The organism is Methylophilus medardicus (genome assembly GCF_006363955.1).
GTDB lineage: Bacteria > Pseudomonadota > Gammaproteobacteria > Burkholderiales > Methylophilaceae > Methylophilus > Methylophilus medardensis.
This window is the reverse complement of record NZ_CP040948.1, coordinates 1,006,258-1,024,114: the sequence shown is the minus strand read 5'-3', so window position 1 is coordinate 1,024,114 and position 17,857 is coordinate 1,006,258. Positions and strand designations below refer to the sequence as shown.

Below are 17,857 nucleotides of genomic sequence, written 5' to 3'. Positions count from 1 at the left end.
CAAAAAAGCGCCCAAGGGCGCTTTTTTGTTTTAAATGCATCACGAGTCTTTGAGATAGTCTTTTAGAAAATGCTGCTGCAAAGCCACTTCACTCGGCAAACCGCTATCCACAATCAAATTGATCGCTTGCTGTTGCGCGCCAGCCGATACCGCACTTGGTGCACTGCTTGCCTCTGGCAGCAAATCCTCAATCTGCAAGGCCACCTCGGCCACAGGCGCCACTGGGGCATGTAGCGCAAAGGCAGCAAAACCCTCCTCCGCCTGCAAAGACCCCAACAACAAAGACAAATCCTGCGCATCATCGCCTGCGCGAATCGCCGCCAGCACATGCTGTAACAGCAGTGGGTTCACCGCATCGTCGCTACTATCAGCAAAAAAATCTGACCCCAGCTGCGCATTCAGCGTAATCGTTTGAGCCTCACGCACCTCAACCATTCCCCCATGCGTCGTCTCAACCGTTACGGCAGTCGCCTGCCCCGTCACCAAACGGTCGCCCTCGCGCAGCCAATCTCCCGCGACCAGCGTATGGTGTTGTCCACGGGCATCAATCACCTCAGCCACGCCCTCAACACTTGCAATCTTTCCAACCATGGTTCGCATAATGATCTCCTATGCGCATTATACGCCAACACCCAGACTAAGCGCGTCCTGTCAAGGTTTTACAACCGTTCACCCACAAAAAACCGCCCCTCAGCAGTCATTTTGGGACGCCCATTCAAAAGCCACAAAAAATATAAAATATTTCGCAAAAAGTGGTTGACCAAGGGGCACTGTCTCAGTAATATAGCGCCTTCAAACGACGTACCGATTCCTCAATAGCTCAGTCGGTAGAGCGCCGGACTGTTAATCCGTAGGTCCCTGGTTCGAGCCCAGGTTGAGGAGCCAAATAAAAAAAGCCTTGCAGAAATGCAAGGCTTTTTGCTTTCAGAACATCGTAGTAGAAAAACCCCTTTTGCTGTAACTACCTAGCTTACCTATTAATCTTATCAAGCCCCGCATTAGCTGAACAAAACTTTATTGCGTGCAAAACTTATTGCTGTCAATAATAGTCTATGCTGTTATTAATTTCGGGCAAGTCTGCCCGGCCACCACTGCTCGAGCAGACAACATTTTCGCCTGAAACATTGAGTGATGTGAAGGATGAGCATGTCTGATTTGGCACTAACCTTGGCAAGAATCCAGTTTGGTTTCACGATTTCGTTTCACATTGTTTTTCCTGCCATCACCATCGGCTTGGCGAGTTATCTGGCGGTATTAGAGGCGCGCTGGCTGCAAACTAAAAACACGGTTTACCTCGATTTGTACCATTTTTGGGTCAAGTTGTTTTCGTTATTTTTCGGCATGGGCGTGGTATCTGGCTTGGTAATGGCCTACCAGTTTGGCACCAACTGGGCGGGGTTTTCGAATGTGGCGGGCAGTGTGACAGGCCCATTGCTGGCTTATGAGGTGATGACAGCATTTTTTCTTGAGGCTGGTTTTTTAGGGGTCATGCTGTTTGGCTGGAACAAGGTTGGGCCGTCGTTGCACTTTACCGCCACGGTAATGGTGGCGATTGGCACCTTGATTTCGGCGACCTGGATATTGGCCTCTAATAGTTGGATGCATACGCCGCAAGGGTTCTCACTGGTGGATGGCAAAATCATTCCGGTGGATTGGTTTAAAATCATTTTTAATCCCTCTTTCCCTTATCGTCTGGTGCACATGGTGATTGGGGCATATCTGGCCACGGCGTTGTTTGTTGTGGCTTCTGCGGCATGGCAGTTGTTGCGTGGTAAAGATAACGCTGGCGTGCGCAAAATGCTTTCAATGGGCTTGTGGTTGATATTATTGCTGGCACCTTTGCAGGTGATGGTGGGGGACATGCATGGCTTGAACACCCTGAAATATCAGCCGGCCAAAATTGCGGCGATTGAGGCGCATTGGGAAAACAAGGGTGAAGAAGCGACCCCGTTGGTGCTGTTGGCTTGGCCAGACATAGCGCAAGAGAAAAATCTGTTTTCGCTTGAGATCCCGGTGCTGGGTAGCCTGATTCTGCGCCATTCGCTCACAGCGCAGATTCCGGCACTCAAGGAGTTTGCCCCGCAAGATCGGCCTAACGCGACGATCATTTTTTGGACATTCCGCATCATGGTTGGACTGGGAATGCTGATGATATTGCTGGCCGTAGCATCGACTTGGTTACGCTATAAAAAACAGTTGTATCAGCACAAGCCTTTTCTCAGATTTGCGACGTTGATGGGTCCTGCGGGGGTGATTGCGATCTTGGCGGGCTGGTTTACCACCGAAGTGGGCCGCCAACCCTGGGTGGTGTATGGTGTGTTGCGGACGGTGGATGCGGTGACCCCCCATACCACGGGCGAAGTCGCCCTCACCTTAGGCTTATTTGTGGTGATCTATTTAGCGGTATTTGGCATGGGCATGGTGTATGTGCTGCGTTTGGTGAATATCGGCCCTAAATCGGGTGAAGCCTTACATGGCGATGCAATTTCTATCGCACCAACAGAGGGGCAAGCTTTTGCACTAGCACCCGAGTTTCACCCGGCTGCTAAGTCTACTTCAAACAAAGAGGACCACTAAATGGACTTATCACTGACATGGGCCATCATCATTTTGTTTGGCATCATGATGTACATCATCATGGATGGCTTTGATTTAGGCATTGGCATCCTCTACCCATTTTTTACAGAAAAATCTGACCGCGACCTAATGATGAATACGGTTGCACCGGTGTGGGATGGCAATGAAACCTGGCTGGTCTTGGGTGGCGCGGGCTTGCTGGCCGCTTTTCCGTTAGCCTATTCGGTGATTTTAAGCGCCCTTTCATTGCCTTTATTGTTTATGCTGATGGCACTGATTTTTCGAGGCGTGGCTTTTGAGTTTAGGTTTAAAGCCAACGAAAGCGAACGTCATTTTTGGGACAAGGCGTTTATCGGTGGCTCGATCGCTGCAACGTTTTTTCAGGGCATGACCTTGGGCGCATACCTGCAAGGCATTAAAGTCGTTGACCAAGCCTATGCGGGCGGCGCACTCGACTGGATTTCTCCGTTCTCGACTTTTACCGGGCTGGGATTGCTCGTGACTTATGCATTGTTAGGCAGCACCTGGCTGATTTTGAAAACCAGTGGCGATCTACAATCCATTTGCTACAAACTATCCAAACAGATTTCCGTGGTGCTGTTGGGGATCATTGTGGTGATCAGCCTGTGGACGCCATGGATGGATAGCCGCATTGCTGCCCGCTGGTTCAGCATGCCAAATATCTTGTGGTTGTCGCCAGTGCCGGTGTTGGTGGGCTTGTGTTTTTTTCAGCTGCAACGCGCATTGCAACGCAGAGCCGAAACTAGCCCGTTCATTTATACGCTGGGGTTGGTGATGCTGGGCTATGCAGGGCTGGGGATTAGTATTTGGCCGAATATCATTCCGCCCAATTTGTCGATACAAGCTGCCGCCGCGCCCGCATCGAGTCAACAATTCGCCTTGGTCGGCGCCTTGATTATTATTCCGATGATTTTGATGTACACCGCTTGGGGCTACTACATCTTTCGTGGCAAGGTGAGCAAAGACGAGGCGTATCATTAAGTCGATCAGACCATGAATAAAAACACGTCCCCTTGGTATAAAAAAATAGGCTGGCTGATCCTGATCTGGTGCGCCAGCATCGCGGCACTGGCTGTGGTTAGCTTGTTGCTGCGTGCCGCGATGCGTTTGGCCGGTCTACAAACGCCATAACCCGCCGATTAATGGCCGCGTTTCACGCCTAGCATCTTGCGTATGCGTTGCGGATCTAAGGTGCCTCCAGCATCTTGCAAGGTCGCCAACAACGCATCCTTGCGCGCCTTTAACGTCTCGCCCAACTGTTTGAGATCGAGTGCTTTGGTCTCTCGCACCAGCGGAAACATCTCACTCTCTTCTTCATCCACATGGTGGGTAATATATTCGCCGAGCACGGTGAGTTTAGCGTCATACATGGGATCACGCGCATCCATGCTTAGGATTTGCAGCATGAGATCTTTCGCGCTGTCGTGCTCTACATCGGCCTCGTTAAACATGGCATCTTCATGGGTGGCCGCCAGCGCGGGTGGATAAAAAACCTCTTCTTCAGCACGGGTGTGCACAATGAGTTCGGCACAGATTTGATTCGCAATCTTAACCTTGGCCGCGACGTTGCCTTGTTTGGCAAGCTGATCATATTGGTTAAATAGCTTTTTCACCGCCGTATGGTCTAGCTTTAACAATACAATCACATCATGCTTCACTGGGTCGGCAGCAGGCTTTTTCTGAGACTTTTTCTCTGGCGTTGTAGTGGGTTTCGTCGTCGTTTGCGTGGTCATGGGTTTCTCCAAAGTCAATAACAAGCTCCATGTTGACGGCGCACGCCATGCCTCGCTAGGGTAGATTGGCTGATAAGTCTGTCAGCATTACTATACGTGCTGCTTGCAGGCGGCTTCTGACACACTATTAAGGCTTAGGCACATTTTGCTTGCTGGTTTAAATCCATTACACTTCACCTAACAATGCAATTAAACCTATCCATGCTATTGAAACCAACCATGCCATTGTTCGTGGATCAAGCCACGGGCTTTTCACGCTGCCTATTTGATGACCGCTGAGCAAACCACAAAATGGCGCCGCTTGCGTGCCTGTCATGCTTGTGACTTGGTGAGCGCCATTCCGGTATTGCGCCCGGGGGAGCACGCCAGTTGTCCGCGTTGCGGTCACGTGTTGGCGAGACGCTATTTGCATCCCGTGCAACGTAGCATTGCGCTGGCGGTAAGCGCCCTACTCACCTTGATCATCGCCATTGCGTTTCCGTTTATTACGGTAGATGCCCGTGGCTTGGATAACCAGATCGACCTTTCGCAAACCGCACTGACCCTGTTGCATGCGCACCAACCCTTGGTTGCGCTGATTGTCGGCGGCACCGCTATTCTACTGCCCGCCTTTTACTTGGTCGGCGTGATTGCCATGCAAGCGAATGTGTTGCGCAGCGTGCCACGCGCTTATAGTGATGTGCTAGCGCGGCTATTTTCGCGTTTGCATCCGTGGATGATGGCGGATGTGTTTATCGTCGCGGCCTTAGTCAGTCTGGTCAAACTCACCGGCATGGCTGAGGTGCAATTAGGGGCGTCCTTTTGGGCCTATTGTGTGTTTGCACTGCTGTTATTAATGACAACGCGTTCGGTAGATATCGACTGGTTATGGTACCGGCTGGCAGGTGAGCCTGAGCCGCCAACGCACATTCAATGCGGCATGCAAGCCGCCGCGCAGCACGCCACTGGCTGCCCGACTTGCGGCTTGGTGAATGCATTGCCCGCTGACCCCCATCTGGTAGCAGATTGCATCCGTTGTGGCACCACGCTACACACACGCAAACCCTACAGTTTGCAGATCACGGCGGCTTTATTATTGACGGCTGGCATCTTGTATATTCCAGCCAATGCCTACCCGATGATGATTACTACCGCTTTGGGGCAAAGCCATGCGTCGACCATTATTGGTGGCATGATGGAGCTTTGGCAACATGGTTCAGCGCCGATTGCCGTGGTGATTTTTGTCACCAGCGTCATGGTGCCTATTCTAAAAATGCTGACGCTAATGTTGTTATCTTGGCTGGCCAAACATCCCGGTCCACTCAGCGCGCTGCAAAAAACCCGCTTATACTATTTAACAGAATTGATCGGTCGCTGGTCGATGGTCGATGTATTTGTGGTCGCGATGATGGTTGCGATCATTCAATCCGGCAATTTAATCTCGGTGCTGCCAGGACCGGCAGCGCTGGCATTTTGCGCAGTTGTTATTACCACCATGCTGGCGGCGATGGCATTTGATCCGCGCCTACTTTGGGATACGCAAGGAAAGCAATATGAGTGAATCACCTGACAACCTATTGGCCAGAGTCAGCAAGCAATCCAGGCTTTCCCCGATCTGGATCGTGCCGATTGTCGCGCTGCTGATTGGCGTTTGGTTGGTCTATGACAACTACACCCGTGCCGGCAAGCAGATCACGCTTTCGATGACGAATGCCGAGGGCATCGAAGCGGGCAAAACCAAAATTAAAGTGCACAGCGTCGACATTGGCTTGGTTGAGCAAGTCAAATTATCCGAAGACTTGGGCCACATTCAAGTTTTGGCACGCATCGCGCCTGAGGCCCAATCGATGCTGGTGCAAGATACTCAGCTATGGGTGGTCAAACCGCGGATTGGCCTTGAAGGTATCAGTGGTCTGAACACGGTCTTATCGGGCGCTTATATCCAATTGCAACCGGGCAAGAGTCAACAAGAAACTGACCAGTTTAAAGTGCTGGATCAACCGCCCATCTCACTTAACGGCGCGCAAGGCGTGCACGTCAACCTGGTGGGTAATGTGGGGAATGCCCTACGCGTCGGCGACCCGGTCACTTATCAAGGCTTGCGCGTCGGCCGCGTGGTCAGTGCCACCTTTGACCCAAAGCAACGCAAAATGCAACACGAACTTTTTATTGAACATCCTTATGACGTGCTGGTCACGGACAACACGCGTTTTTGGACCACGGTCGGCATAGATCTCAAACTGGACTCAGAGGGATTCAAAGCGAATATCCCGACCATGGAATCACTGATTGCTGGCGGCGTCAGCTTTGGCCATGCCGATGACAAACCGATGGGCAAGCCGGTGAAATCAGAAACCACGTTTGCGCTCTATGCCAACGAAGAGGCTGCACGCCAACAAACCTACAGTCAATATATTGAATATGTTTTGCTGGTGGACGATACCGTGCGCGGCTTATCAAATGGTGCGCCAGTGGAGTTTCGCGGTTTGCGCGTTGGCACAGTCATCAGCGTGCCATGGCGATTTAATTCGCCAGAACGTAAAAATGATTTTGGCTACGCTATTCCAGTGCTAATTCACCTCGAGCCGGGTCGCTTGGCCGATACGGGGCAAGCAGATTTGGCCGAGTGGAAAAACCGCATCAGTCACATGCTCAAAAATGGCCTACATGCGACGTTAAAGTCGGGTAACTTGCTGACCGGCTCGCTGTTTGTCGATTTGAATATGGAGCATCAATCGCACAAATCCTATCGTCGCCACACGTTTGAAGGGCTACCGGTGTTACCAACCAGTGCGACCAGCTTGGCACAAATTGAGCAGAAATTGTCTGACCTGCTGGATAAACTCAATCAATTAAAAGTGGAGCCAGTGCTCGCCGGCTTAGATAAAAACTTGCAACAATCTGAACAAACCCTGCAAGAGATTCGCGCGCTTAGTCAGCAGGTGAACCAGTTTGTCAGCCAGCCTGAAGTGCAGCAAATGCCGAGCAACTTAAACCAGACCATGCAAGCGTTACGCACGACGATGCAAGGCTTATCGCCCGATTCGCCGGCCTATCAGGAGCTGACGACCACGCTGCAACGTCTGGAAAAAGTGCTGCGTGATGTGCAACCATTGGTGCGTACGCTCAACGAGCAGCCCAATGCAATTTTGTTTAACCGCAAGCCAGGCAATGATCCGGTGCCGCAAGCGCCGGCAGCACCCTAAGGACACAGCGATGATGAAGCTCAGAACATCCCGCCAATACATAATCATGCTCTTCTGCAGCATGATGATCAGCGGTTGCCTTACGACGCACCCACCGGTGAATACCCTTCGCTACAGCTTGCCGGAGGCGGAGACACCCACCGATCTGCCCCCTGCCACAGACCCTGCACCGCCCATGCTGATGTTGGCGCACATTCAACTCGCCGACTATCTGGATACAGATCGCATGGTGATCCAGCTGGATGACGTTTCCCTCCAAGCCACGCGTGACCATTTGTGGCGGGAAGCGCTGCCAGAAGAATTGCGTCGGGGCCTGCGCAATCGGCTTGCCAGTCGCCTGCCACACACCCTGATCAGCGATCCTGTAACCGGTCAGTCGATGTCACCCCCTCGTCTGCACCTCACCATTGACCAGTTTCATGGCCAACTCAAGGGCTATGCAGTCCTCAGTGGGCAATGGTATGTGCAGTCGCCCAATCAGCCGCAGCGTCAACCGCACCCATTTCACTTTAGTACGCCACTGGCTGAAAGCGGTTACCCTGCCCTCGTGCGGGCTTTGGGGCATGACTTAGATTTGCTGAGTGCGCAAATTGCCAGCCAATTACATCATGACGTCACACAGTAATTTTTTACCTAAGCATAGCGCGTGCAAGAAACGCCAATCTACACAGAAGTCATTTTATAAGGATAAACCATGACCAACATCCACCGTTTCATCGCCCTCACAACGCTCTGCAGCAGCCTACTCGTTGCCTGCGGTGAACAACAACCCCCGGTCGAAAAAGCTGCCGAATCTGCACAAGCACATGCGGAAGCCGCCGCTAGTGAAGCCAAAAATGCGGCAGCCGAGGCAGTGGCAGCCGCTAAAGCTGCCGCGACAGCGGCTGAACTAAAAGCCGCAGAAACCGCCGAGGCAGCCAAAGCAGCCGTTGATCAACCATAAGCCCTGACATATCCATAAAAACCCGCAGTCATGCGGGTTTTTTGTTACTGGGCCACCACACGTTAGTTAGTAATTCTTTGCCTTTTTTAATACTTTGGCCCAGCCGCTCTCTCCAACCTTTTCATGTACACTCCGAGCAGCTTTAATACTTTCAATGGATACTAGGCTTGCAACGTTTTCTTTACTGGATCCTCATCGCGTGTTGGATGGCGCTGATTCCGCAGGCCGTGGCAGCGCCGTCTCTGCTTGGCACCACCTGCATGAACAGCAAGGGCGACATCGTCGCTAAAATTCCGTTGCAAGGCGGAAAGTTCGTCTGCCAGAGCATCATTAAAATAGCGCGTGCAGACCAGTATGTAATTGATTTTAAAAACACATCGACCATTGCCCACTTTCAGCACGAAATCACCGACGCTACACAAACCCACATTATTAAAGGCGGCTTAAGCAGCCAAGACCAAGATCCGTTTCTGCTAAGACATGGCCGGATGATTTATTTAGCGCCAGGCAGCTATCGCCTCACCACCTGGTTGCAATCCCCCTATTACCTTGCACAGCCCGAGCTCTTTGTCTCAGATTTAACCAACTATCAGCAACAAATCAACCTCACCTCCGCCGCGAGCCTACTTTTGCTAGGTGTGCTGTTAGGTATTTTCACCTATTACATTGCCATCGGCGTGGCTGCCGGACACACCACCGAACGCATGTACGCATTATTTATCCTTGGCAATTTAATTTTTCAAAGTGCGGCCCTAGGGGTATTTAAACAACTATTTTCTTGGCATTGGTTTTACCTCACCAGCTTACCGATTTTGCTTTCAAATCTGGCTTACATTAGTTTTGTCTGTCATTTGCTGGGCATTAATCAGTACCATCACACCAAGCTTTACACGCTGTCGATTGTGGCAAGATCGTTGTTGCTGGCCTTGCTGGTCATCGCCATGATCTTGCCAAACTGGATGCTGGAGATGGATCGACTCGGGGTAGCCATCTTCTTGATATTCGGACTGGTCTGCGGCATTCGACTCAGCCTGCAAAAAAATCGCATTGCTCAGCTTTATTTGTTCGCCATCAGCGTTTTTGGGGTGCTAGGCGGCTTGTCTATTACTGCCGAACGGCTTGACTCCAATGTCTGGACGATTGAGCAGCTTGGCTTAATTGCGGTATCGGTTGAAGCGATTTTGCTCTCTCTGCTGGTGGCTTATCAAATTAATCGTCTGCACAAAGAAAAAGAACAGATGTTATCCGAGCTGCAAAGCACACGCTCATTAGCGATGACAGATCGCTTAACAGCGGTGCCCAACCGGCTTGCGCTTGAAAACCAATTGCTGCAATTGCGCGAACACAGCTGCCTGATGTTTCTGGACATCGATAACTTAAAACACGTCAACGATCATTTTGGCCACGAAGCTGGCGACCATTTATTGCAGCGGTTTTGTCAGATTCTGTCTAAAAAGCTGGACACCCACGGACGACTTTATCGGCTGGGCGGCGACGAATTTGCCATTGTCTGCCATGAGGATGATGTGGAGTGGTGCCAACATCAAATTGAATATACCCATTTGCAAATGGAAAAAGAAGGTTTTGCCAGCGCAGGCGCGAGCGTTGGCATTGTGTTTAGCCATGAGGCCAGCGATACCGAAGAGCTGATGCGTATTGCCGATAAGCGCATGTATGCGGACAAGCGTACACGCAAAAATCGCAAGGAAATGATCCAAGTATTTACGCATTAAAGTCTTCTTTAGCCGATGACCCGCCTCATCGTGGCCAAAAAGCGTGCCTTCACCCATGCAAATGATTTAAACTGACATTTACCCTATTGGGGCTGCATGTTCAACCGTATCTTGGCGCAGCACGCTGCGTCGAAAGATATCTTGTCAGAGACGAAAAGAAATCCATGCCATTACTGACGACGTTATTGATCTTAATTGTCAGCGCTCGCCTGCTGGGACAACTCTTTAGCCGCTTTAATCAACCAGCGATCATTGGTGAAATGCTAGCTGGCGTCATTCTTGGCCCCAGCCTGTTGAACCTGATTGCGCCCTCGCCAGCCCTGTCTGGCATTTCAGAATTTGCAGTGTTTCTGATTGTGCTCTCTGCCGGGCTGGAGATGAACTTCAAGGACGTGATCGACTCGATGCGCGGCAGAGGCGTCGTGATCGCCCTGCTCGGGTTTATCTTACCGCTCACCGGGGGCATTTTAATCGGCATCAGTTTTGGTCTGGACGTAAGCCGCACGATTTTTCTTGGTTTGTGCATTTCAATTACCGCCTTGCCGGTTACGGTCAGCATTTTACAAAGTTTCAAATTGCTCGATTCGACCATTGCCCGTTACTCGGTGGCTACCGCGATCTTTAACGATATTGCGGCCTTGTTGGTATTGGGTGTCATCCTTAACTTGCCCGAACAAAAATCCTATCAGGCGGTGGGCAAAGCTATTTTTCAAGCAAGCTGGAAACTGATCCTGCTCATTGTTTTAATCGTCAGCGTCAGTGTATTGATCAAAAAAGTCATTGAAAAAGGCATTTTTATTGATCAGTGGTCAGAAAAACTCGTCACCCTCATTGGCAATGAAGCATTGTTTGGGCTATTGCTCTTATTGGTGCTGATTTTCGGCTCGGTGAGCGCGGCGCTTGGCTTTCACTTTGTCATTGGTGCATTTTTTGGCGCCTTGCTAATCGACCGTACGTTTTTTCTACCCTCCCGTTACCGAGAGTTAGAGCTGACGCTGAGTTCGATTACCGGCGGTTTTTTAGCACCCGTGTTTTTTGCTTATCTAGGGCTTGAGTTCAAAGTGCAAGTGATCGACTCGTTCTGGTTTGTCGCTGTGGTACTGGTCGTGTCTATCTTCACCAAGATTCTCGCAGGTTGGTTGGGCGGTAAACTCATTGGTTTATCCAAAAGTGATGCACTCGGCATCGGTTTCATCTTGAATGGTCGTGGGGTAATGGAACTGGTCATTGCCAGCATCGCCTATGACCGAGGCTTTATTGGCCAGGACCTGTTCTCGGTACTGGTGCTGATGGGGGTCATCACCACCATGATTACGCCATTAATGTTTCGCAAATGGATTATGCCGCAATTGGCAAATCGGTCCACCTGATGAGGCGCTATTGACATCAATAGGTAAAAGGGCAACACTGAGTAACAGACGCACCATTCTAATAAAGATTGGATACTCCCTTGAGCGCACACCCTACTTCAGCCTCCCCGGCAGCCTCATCATCGAGGAACAAGCGCGCGCCTTTGTCTTTGGCTGAGCAAACGCAGTTACTCAACTTGCAACGCGTCATTCTAGAATCAGTCGCACGTGGTGTTGACCACATAGAAGCCATCAATCAAATTTGTATGCTTGCAGAAAGCCTTGTCGCCAACGCGGTGAGCTCTGTGATGCTGATGAACAACAATGATCAATGCCTTTATGTGTACGCCGCGCCGAGTTTGAACGCCTCAGAAATTGAAAAACTAAATGGCCTTCGGCCCAGCCCGGGTGGAGGTTCGTGCGGCAACGTGATTTATCAGCAAAGCGTGCAATACGTCAGCGATACGTTCAAAGATGACCGCTGGCAAGATATTCGACACCTTGCACATGATTTTGGCATCAAATCCTGCTGGTCAATCCCGATTTTTTCCGGCGAGAGCAAGATCATTGGCACTTTTGCACTATCCAGCTTTGAACACCGTGAGCCCAGTCAATTTCATCGCATGTTGCTAGACATTGGGGCGGCGCTGATCAGTATCGTCCTCAATCGAAATCAATCCCAAGAAAGTCTGCGGCAGTTTGAGAAAGTGTTCGAGGGTAGCGAGCAAGGCATTATGATCACCGATGCGAGCCATATCATCCTTTCAGTCAACCCTGCATTTACCAAAATGCAGGGCTACACTGCTGAGGACGCAAAAGGGAAAACCCCTCAAATCTTATCCTCTGGGCTACACGACGCACATTTTTATCGCACGATGTGGGAGAGCGTCGTTAACTTTGGCCAGTGGCGCGGCGAGATTTGGAACCGGCGGAAAAATGGTGAGGTGTTCCCTGAGTGGTTATCGATCAGTGAGGTCAAAAATACAGCCGGTGTGGTCACACATTACGTGAGTACGTTTAGTGACCTCAGTGATCTGAAGTCGGCGCAAAAAGAAATCCAGTATCTGAGTTCTCACGATGCGCTCACCGGCCTGCCTAACATCACGCTGTTTAGGGACCGGCTAGAAAACGCTATTCCTATTGCGATGGCATCCAATTGCAAACTCGGCTTACTCGCGCTCAATTTGGATAATTTCAAGTTTCTCAATGACTCACTGGGCTACGCCTCAGGCGATAAACTATTAAGCCTGTTTGCCGAGCGACTCAAAGATTGCTTGGGCGACACCGACAGTATCTGTCGCCATGGCGGCGATGAATTCATTATCTTGCTCAACAAGATGCAAGATGATGACTCTATTAGTAATATGGTGGATATTTTACTCAATGAAATATCCTCTCCATTTGCGTTTGCGGGCAGTAATATTTCTACCTCTTGCTCCATTGGCGTTGCTGTTTACCCCACTGACGGCAGTGATTTTGAAAAACTGTTTGGACGCGCCCGCAAAGCCATGCTTCAAGCCAAAGAGTCCGGACGCAATACCGCCCGATTCTTTACCGAAAAGCTCAATAATGACAGCCTATATTATTTAAATATTGCCTATGGCTTGCGCGAGGCCTTAGCACAACAACAGTTTGAGCTGCATTATCAACCACAAATCAGTTTGCGCACTGGCCAGGTGATTGGGGCAGAAGCGTTAATTCGTTGGCATCATCCTCAGAATGGCATGCAGTCGCCAGCACAATTCATCACTATTGCCGAACAAACAGGGTTGATTGTAGAGATTGGTCAATGGGTCATTGAGGAAGCTTGCCGTCAGGCGCGTGAATGGCAAAAAGCGGGTTTGCCGCCACTCAGCATCGCGGTCAATGTGTCTGCTGTACAATTTCGTCGTGGCAATCTAGACAAATTAGTGATGAAGGCGCTGGAAAAAACTGGCTTAGAGCCACACCGCCTAGAGCTCGAACTGACCGAGTCATTATTGCTTGAAGATATAGACCACTTAATCGCCCAACTGGATACCCTCAAGAAACTGGGTGTTCAGCTTGCGATCGATGACTTTGGCACGGGCTATTCCAGCTTGGCCTACTTGAAAAAATTCAACATTGATCGCCTCAAAATTGATCAATCGTTTGTACGGGATATCAACAACGACCCCAACGATGCGGCCATCGTGCGTGCTATTGTGCAAATGGCACACACCTTGAATTTAGCCGTGATTGCCGAGGGAGTCGAAGATGAGGCGATGCTGAAGCATTTGCGTGAAACTGGCTGTGATGAAGTGCAAGGTTATTTATTCTCCAAGCCCTTATCAGCCACAGCATTTGCAACCTTTATGCAATCACGTCTATGAATACGCCCAACTAACAGGGCTCACAGGCTTGTATCATCGCTTCCGCTAATCGAAGTCCGCTCATCCATGCGCCTTGCACTTTGCCGCCATTGAGCCAGTCCCCACATAAACCCAACTGCTGTGTAGCGTCCCAAGCGTAGCCCTGATGCAAATACTGTGGGCAATCGGCGTACCGCCAGCGATGCATGCTCACGCTATCGGGGGTCTCGCCGCCCAATGCTTTAAATGCTGCCAGCAGATCCTCCGCGACTGCCTCAGGCGCACGCTCAAGGTTGGCTTCAGACCACTCACCACTGGCATGTAGTACCCATACCTCTTTGACCGCGCTGCCTTGCACTAATCGGCCGGGTTTGCTGCTATCGCGTGCCAGCCAACTCAAGGGGCCGTTGTTCACAAACAAACCATCAAACGGCAAATCTAGCGAACGCGAATAGCACGCCATCAAGGTCCAACAACCACGCATCTGCACCCCTTCAGCCAGCGCTTTAAAGGCATCATGTCCCGTCAATAAGGCTTTGGCCTGTGGCGCTGGAATCGCCAACACCACTTTATCAAACACTTGTGGATAGACACCGTGCTCTTTGCTGCGCACGCGCCACTGCCCTTGATCAACAGTGATCGCGTCAATGGTCTGCTCCAACTCCACTGGCAAGGCCTCTGCCATCTGCCGCGCAGGGACTGTATTTTTAGGCACACCCACATACCGTTTTTTGTCAGTCTGCTTTTGCTGAAGGCGATGACCGTCCGTTTCATATAAACGTCCATTCCACTCGGCGACCAACCCTGCTTGCACCCATTTCTGCACTTGCGATGCAAACGCGGGCTCACTCACCGTAAAGTACTGTGCGCCATGATCACACTGCCAGCCCTCCGTCGAGCGCGTAGATACCCGGCCTGAAGGCCCTCGACTTTTCTCAAACACCGTCACCAAAAATCCGGCCTGCTGCAACGCTTGGCTACACGCCAAGCCTGCCATCCCTGCCCCGATTACCGCAATATTTTTCACAATTGCCATCCTTGTTTCCACACATCACACTTCTGCAACTCACGCCAAGGCATCAACTGCTTGCGCCCTGTCATCACCGCCTCCAACTCCACTGCTTCAACCACCTTTGATTCAACGTCTAGAATCACCAAGCTGATGACCATACAATGCTTTTCTTTGTTCTCAGGGTTCACGGCTGTCCACTTTGAATGTAACAGTTTTTTAGGGTTAAGCTTAAATGGTTTTGCTTGCATAATCGTGTGACAACCTAAATCCAACAATTTATCCACTATTTAGAGAGATTTCTAAAGCGTGCCAGTCATTACAATCCCCCCTGAACTCGGGATTGACCTGCCTCACTGACCAGCATAATCTTAAAAGATAAAAAATCATGTAAAAACCATTTGCGAGGAGTAAGGCATGTATCAAAAAGGCATATTCAAACTATTCTGTCAGGGCTTAGTATTATCTTTATTCACCATCGCTTTGCCAGCAAAGGCAGTCGTATACTCGGTGTTTGGCAATATTAACTTTGTCGCAAACGGATCAAATGTCAGCCTGCTGACAGGTCAAACCATTCGCGATACACTCACCAACCAATATGCAGGGTTTAGCGTGGATATTGATACCACTGTGGCAGACACCAACCCTGCCGCAAACCAAATCGAACTGCGCAACGCAGTGACCTCCAGCGCAATCATTGGCAACACTAGCCTTGCCCTGAGCAGCATAAACCCTTGTCTTAATCTTGATATTGATTGCCGGGTGACCTCCAGCAAAGATGCCTTTAACGCTAACTTTGACACACAACTCATCAGCAGCCAACTGCACAGCACGGCTGCGCTCGGCGTGAGTGGAACCCTCAGCTTTTTTATTAATACCTCTGGCCAAGATTTATTCGTATTTGCCCGACAAAAAATCATCGATCCGTTTGATGGCAATACAACCGTCAATTTCTCGGTGTTTTACAATGAAGGTGGCAATGGCTTTGGCTCTCAACGTGTGAACTTTCAACTTGCCAACATCACCGCTACGCCAGTACCCGAGCCCTCAAGCCAAGCGATGCTTGGTTTAGGCCTATTACTATTGGGGATCACACATCAACGCAGACAACGCCTTGGTTGAGTCACCTCAACTGCATTCAATCACGGTATAAGCCATGCCCCCCATGTTGCCGGACATGGGGGAATTTTTAAATCTATCCGCCGGATTCAGACAACAAATCAGCACATTATCCATTTCAACCGCCAGCCAATATGCGTGCTTTTTGTGCACAGGCGTATTGAGATTCAGGCAGCGATCGCCATATAAACAATAGACACCTGCATCGACTTTTGTTCAATCAGGTTAGAATAGGCTCACCTTTTAAGCGCGCAATACCATGGACAAACGTATCCCCGTCACACTACTCACTGGTTTTTTAGGCAGCGGTAAAACCACCCTGCTCAACAAGCTGCTGCATAACCCTGCAATGAAGGACACCGCCGTGATCATTAACGAGCTCGGCGAAGCGGGTTTGGACCAGATTTTTGCCAATAGCCAGATTTCGCAAACCATTGAGAGCGAGCATATTGCCGATAACACGGTGTTGTTGAGTTCTGGCTGTTTGTGTTGTTCTCTCAAAAACGAGCTGGCTGACACCATGCGCGATTTGTTTTTTAAGCGCAGTTTGCAAGCGGTGCCGGAGTTTAACCGCCTAGTAATTGAAACCACGGGCATGGCCGACCCTGGTCCGATTTTAGCCAATTTGATGAATGAACCGGTGATTGAGTCGGTGTATCGATTAGACGCAGTGGTGGTGACGATAGATGCGGCTTATGGGTTACAGCAGATTGCAGAACAGAAAGAAGCGCTTAAGCAAGCTGCGGTGGCGGATGTGTTGCTGATTACCAAGCGTGACACCGCAACGCCGGAACAGATTGAGGCTTTGCAAGCGAAGCTGAGTGAGATTAACCCGAATGCGACGCAGCAGTTTGTGTCGCATGGCGAGATAGACCCATTACAGATTATTGATGTAGGCTTGTTTGACTTTGCCAGCAAACAGGCGAACCCGCAGCGCTGGTTGCGTGCGCCTGCGAGTGGGTTTCATGCGGCAAAAAAAGGCACCTTGCCCAAAGCCCCTGCGCACGACGATGTGCATACGTTTACCGTCTACCTGCCTAAGCCAATGGCATGGGCAGACTTTAAGGGCGTGATATTAAAATTGTGCCAGACACATGGTGAAAAGCTATTACGCCTGAAAGGCATTTTGCACGTAGAAGACGCGCCCGCACCATTGGCGATCCACGCGGTGCACTTTACGCCCTACCCGCCGACACTGCTTGAAGGCTGGGATGAGGAGGAGCCGATCAGCCGGATTGTGGTGATTGGCAAAGGCATTGATGAAAAAGCAGTGCGCGACATGCTGACGCAATTTTAAGAACATGATTGACTGGAGTTGAAATGGGACATTTTTTAGAAAAAATTTTAGAAGGCCTGATTTTCAGAAGTCGATGGCTGATGGCGCCGATGTATCTGGGGCTGGTGGGTGGCCTGGTGATTCTGCTGGTGAAGTTTGGGCAAGAATTTGTGCATATTGCTGCGCATCTTGGCAGCTTTTCAGAGCAGGAAACCGTGCTCTCGTTGCTGGCCTTGGTGGATATTACGCTGGTGGGCAATCTGCTAATTATGGTGATTTTCAGTGGCTATGAAAACTTTGTCTCCCGCATTGATACCGCGAACAGCGAAGACCGTCCAGAATGGATGGGCAAAGTGGATTATTCTGGTCTTAAACTAAAATTGATCGGCTCGATTGTGGCGATCTCTGCCATCGATTTGCTTAAAGCGTTTGTGCACCAAAGTTCTGGCACGGCCTCGTTCAGTACAGAGCAAATGGCTTGGCTGGTGGGGATCCATCTCACCTTCATCATCACCGGGGTGTTGTTTGCATGGATGGACAAAATTGCCGGCCATGGCGCCGCCCACTAACCATTGGCCTGAT

17 protein-coding genes and 1 tRNA gene are annotated in these 17,857 nt (G+C 50.4%); 14 read left to right on the top strand and 4 right to left on the bottom strand.

Annotation, left to right across the window (positions count from 1 at the left end):
* Positions 1–39 precede the first annotated feature (39 nt).
* The gene (locus FIT99_RS05065; RefSeq protein WP_140003293.1) at positions 40–600 is read right to left on the bottom strand and encodes a hypothetical protein; all 561 of its coding nucleotides are present in this window, start codon (positions 598–600) and stop codon (positions 40–42) included.
* Positions 601–809: 209 nt separating this feature from the next.
* On the opposite strand from FIT99_RS05065, the gene FIT99_RS05060 reads away from it, so the two are divergent.
* From FIT99_RS05060 to FIT99_RS05045, 4 genes are all read left to right on the top strand, one after another.
* Positions 810–885: transfer RNA gene (locus tag FIT99_RS05060), tRNA-Asn, on the top strand.
* Positions 886–1,146: 261 nt separating this feature from the next.
* Positions 1,147–2,577, top strand: a complete 1,431-nt coding sequence (locus FIT99_RS05055; RefSeq protein WP_140003292.1) for a cytochrome ubiquinol oxidase subunit I — start codon at positions 1,147–1,149, stop codon at positions 2,575–2,577.
* A complete protein-coding gene (cydB, locus tag FIT99_RS05050) occupies positions 2,578–3,579 on the top strand; it encodes a cytochrome d ubiquinol oxidase subunit II (RefSeq protein ID WP_140003291.1) in 1,002 nt (333 codons plus the stop codon). It abuts the gene before it with no gap.
* A gap of 12 nt (positions 3,580–3,591) precedes the next feature.
* On the top strand, positions 3,592–3,729 hold the full coding sequence (locus FIT99_RS05045) for a DUF2474 domain-containing protein (RefSeq protein ID WP_140003290.1): 138 nt from the start codon (positions 3,592–3,594) through the stop codon (positions 3,727–3,729).
* Positions 3,730–3,737: 8 nt separating this feature from the next.
* On the opposite strand, the gene FIT99_RS05040 is transcribed toward FIT99_RS05045, so the two are convergent.
* Entirely contained in the window at positions 3,738–4,331 is a 594-nt protein-coding gene (locus FIT99_RS05040) for a hemerythrin domain-containing protein (protein ID WP_140003289.1), read from the bottom strand.
* A 268-nt stretch (positions 4,332–4,599) separates the two neighbouring features.
* Here FIT99_RS05040 and FIT99_RS05035 point away from each other — a divergent pair, with 268 nt between their 5' ends.
* The 7 genes from FIT99_RS05035 (at position 4,600) to FIT99_RS05005 (ending at position 13,892) form a co-directional block, all read left to right on the top strand.
* Complete coding sequence (locus tag FIT99_RS05035) at positions 4,600–5,871, top strand: PqiA/YebS family transporter subunit (protein ID WP_140003288.1); 1,272 nt, start codon at positions 4,600–4,602, stop codon at positions 5,869–5,871.
* Positions 5,864–7,516 (top strand): intermembrane transport protein PqiB, encoded by a 1,653-nt coding sequence (pqiB, locus tag FIT99_RS05030; RefSeq protein ID WP_140003287.1) that lies wholly within the window; start codon positions 5,864–5,866, stop codon positions 7,514–7,516. Before FIT99_RS05035 ends, pqiB begins: the two co-directional genes overlap by 8 nt.
* A gap of 61 nt (positions 7,517–7,577) precedes the next feature.
* On the top strand, positions 7,578–8,141 hold the full coding sequence (locus FIT99_RS05025; protein ID WP_223261290.1) for a PqiC family protein: 564 nt from the start codon (positions 7,578–7,580) through the stop codon (positions 8,139–8,141).
* A 69-nt stretch (positions 8,142–8,210) separates the two neighbouring features.
* Positions 8,211–8,459, top strand: coding sequence for a hypothetical protein (locus FIT99_RS05020; protein WP_140003285.1), 249 nt, complete (start codon positions 8,211–8,213; stop codon positions 8,457–8,459).
* A 167-nt stretch (positions 8,460–8,626) separates the two neighbouring features.
* Positions 8,627–10,192, top strand: a complete 1,566-nt coding sequence (locus FIT99_RS05015) for a GGDEF domain-containing protein (protein WP_223261289.1) — start codon at positions 8,627–8,629, stop codon at positions 10,190–10,192.
* A 164-nt stretch (positions 10,193–10,356) separates the two neighbouring features.
* Positions 10,357–11,562, top strand: a complete 1,206-nt coding sequence (locus tag FIT99_RS05010; RefSeq protein ID WP_140003284.1) for a cation:proton antiporter — start codon at positions 10,357–10,359, stop codon at positions 11,560–11,562.
* A gap of 80 nt (positions 11,563–11,642) precedes the next feature.
* A complete protein-coding gene (locus FIT99_RS05005; RefSeq protein WP_223261288.1) occupies positions 11,643–13,892 on the top strand; it encodes a sensor domain-containing phosphodiesterase in 2,250 nt (749 codons plus the stop codon).
* A gap of 10 nt (positions 13,893–13,902) precedes the next feature.
* Here the strand turns inward: FIT99_RS05005 and FIT99_RS05000 are convergent, their stop codons facing one another.
* Together FIT99_RS05000 and FIT99_RS04995 are read right to left on the bottom strand one after the other, a co-directional pair.
* Positions 13,903–14,907, bottom strand: coding sequence for an NAD(P)/FAD-dependent oxidoreductase (locus FIT99_RS05000; protein WP_140003283.1), 1,005 nt, complete (start codon positions 14,905–14,907; stop codon positions 13,903–13,905).
* Positions 14,895–15,131: a TIGR02450 family Trp-rich protein gene (locus FIT99_RS04995; RefSeq protein WP_140003282.1), complete on the bottom strand. Its 237-nt coding sequence runs from the start codon at positions 15,129–15,131 to the stop codon at positions 14,895–14,897. Before FIT99_RS04995 ends, FIT99_RS05000 begins: the two co-directional genes overlap by 13 nt.
* Before the next feature lie 166 nt (positions 15,132–15,297).
* Between FIT99_RS04995 and FIT99_RS04990 the strand changes: the two genes are divergently transcribed.
* The 3 genes from FIT99_RS04990 to FIT99_RS04980 all read left to right on the top strand — a co-directional run bounded on the left by FIT99_RS04990 (position 15,298) and on the right by FIT99_RS04980 (position 17,844).
* A complete protein-coding gene (locus FIT99_RS04990) occupies positions 15,298–16,002 on the top strand; it encodes a PEP-CTERM sorting domain-containing protein (protein ID WP_140003281.1) in 705 nt (234 codons plus the stop codon).
* A 256-nt stretch (positions 16,003–16,258) separates the two neighbouring features.
* A complete protein-coding gene (locus FIT99_RS04985) occupies positions 16,259–17,296 on the top strand; it encodes a CobW family GTP-binding protein (protein WP_140003280.1) in 1,038 nt (345 codons plus the stop codon).
* A 23-nt stretch (positions 17,297–17,319) separates the two neighbouring features.
* Entirely contained in the window at positions 17,320–17,844 is a 525-nt protein-coding gene (locus tag FIT99_RS04980) for a TIGR00645 family protein (protein ID WP_140003279.1), read from the top strand.
* The last annotated feature ends 13 nt before the right edge of the window (positions 17,845–17,857 follow it).

Coding starts and splice junctions, on each gene's coding strand:
- FIT99_RS05065 (WP_140003293.1), bottom strand. CDS start 600: ATGCGAACCATGGTTGGAAAGATTGCAAGTGTTGAGGGCGTGGCTGAG.
- FIT99_RS05055 (WP_140003292.1), top strand. CDS start 1,147: ATGTCTGATTTGGCACTAACCTTGGCAAGAATCCAGTTTGGTTTCACG.
- cydB (WP_140003291.1), top strand. CDS start 2,578: ATGGACTTATCACTGACATGGGCCATCATCATTTTGTTTGGCATCATG.
- FIT99_RS05045 (WP_140003290.1), top strand. CDS start 3,592: ATGAATAAAAACACGTCCCCTTGGTATAAAAAAATAGGCTGGCTGATC.
- FIT99_RS05040 (WP_140003289.1), bottom strand. CDS start 4,331: ATGACCACGCAAACGACGACGAAACCCACTACAACGCCAGAGAAAAAG.
- FIT99_RS05035 (WP_140003288.1), top strand. CDS start 4,600: ATGACCGCTGAGCAAACCACAAAATGGCGCCGCTTGCGTGCCTGTCAT.
- pqiB (WP_140003287.1), top strand. CDS start 5,864: ATGAGTGAATCACCTGACAACCTATTGGCCAGAGTCAGCAAGCAATCC.
- FIT99_RS05025 (WP_223261290.1), top strand. CDS start 7,578: ATGATGATCAGCGGTTGCCTTACGACGCACCCACCGGTGAATACCCTT.
- FIT99_RS05020 (WP_140003285.1), top strand. CDS start 8,211: ATGACCAACATCCACCGTTTCATCGCCCTCACAACGCTCTGCAGCAGC.
- FIT99_RS05010 (WP_140003284.1), top strand. CDS start 10,357: ATGCCATTACTGACGACGTTATTGATCTTAATTGTCAGCGCTCGCCTG.
- FIT99_RS05000 (WP_140003283.1), bottom strand. CDS start 14,907: ATGGCAATTGTGAAAAATATTGCGGTAATCGGGGCAGGGATGGCAGGC.
- FIT99_RS04995 (WP_140003282.1), bottom strand. CDS start 15,131: ATGCAAGCAAAACCATTTAAGCTTAACCCTAAAAAACTGTTACATTCA.
- FIT99_RS04990 (WP_140003281.1), top strand. CDS start 15,298: ATGTATCAAAAAGGCATATTCAAACTATTCTGTCAGGGCTTAGTATTA.
- FIT99_RS04985 (WP_140003280.1), top strand. CDS start 16,259: ATGGACAAACGTATCCCCGTCACACTACTCACTGGTTTTTTAGGCAGC.
- FIT99_RS04980 (WP_140003279.1), top strand. CDS start 17,320: ATGGGACATTTTTTAGAAAAAATTTTAGAAGGCCTGATTTTCAGAAGT.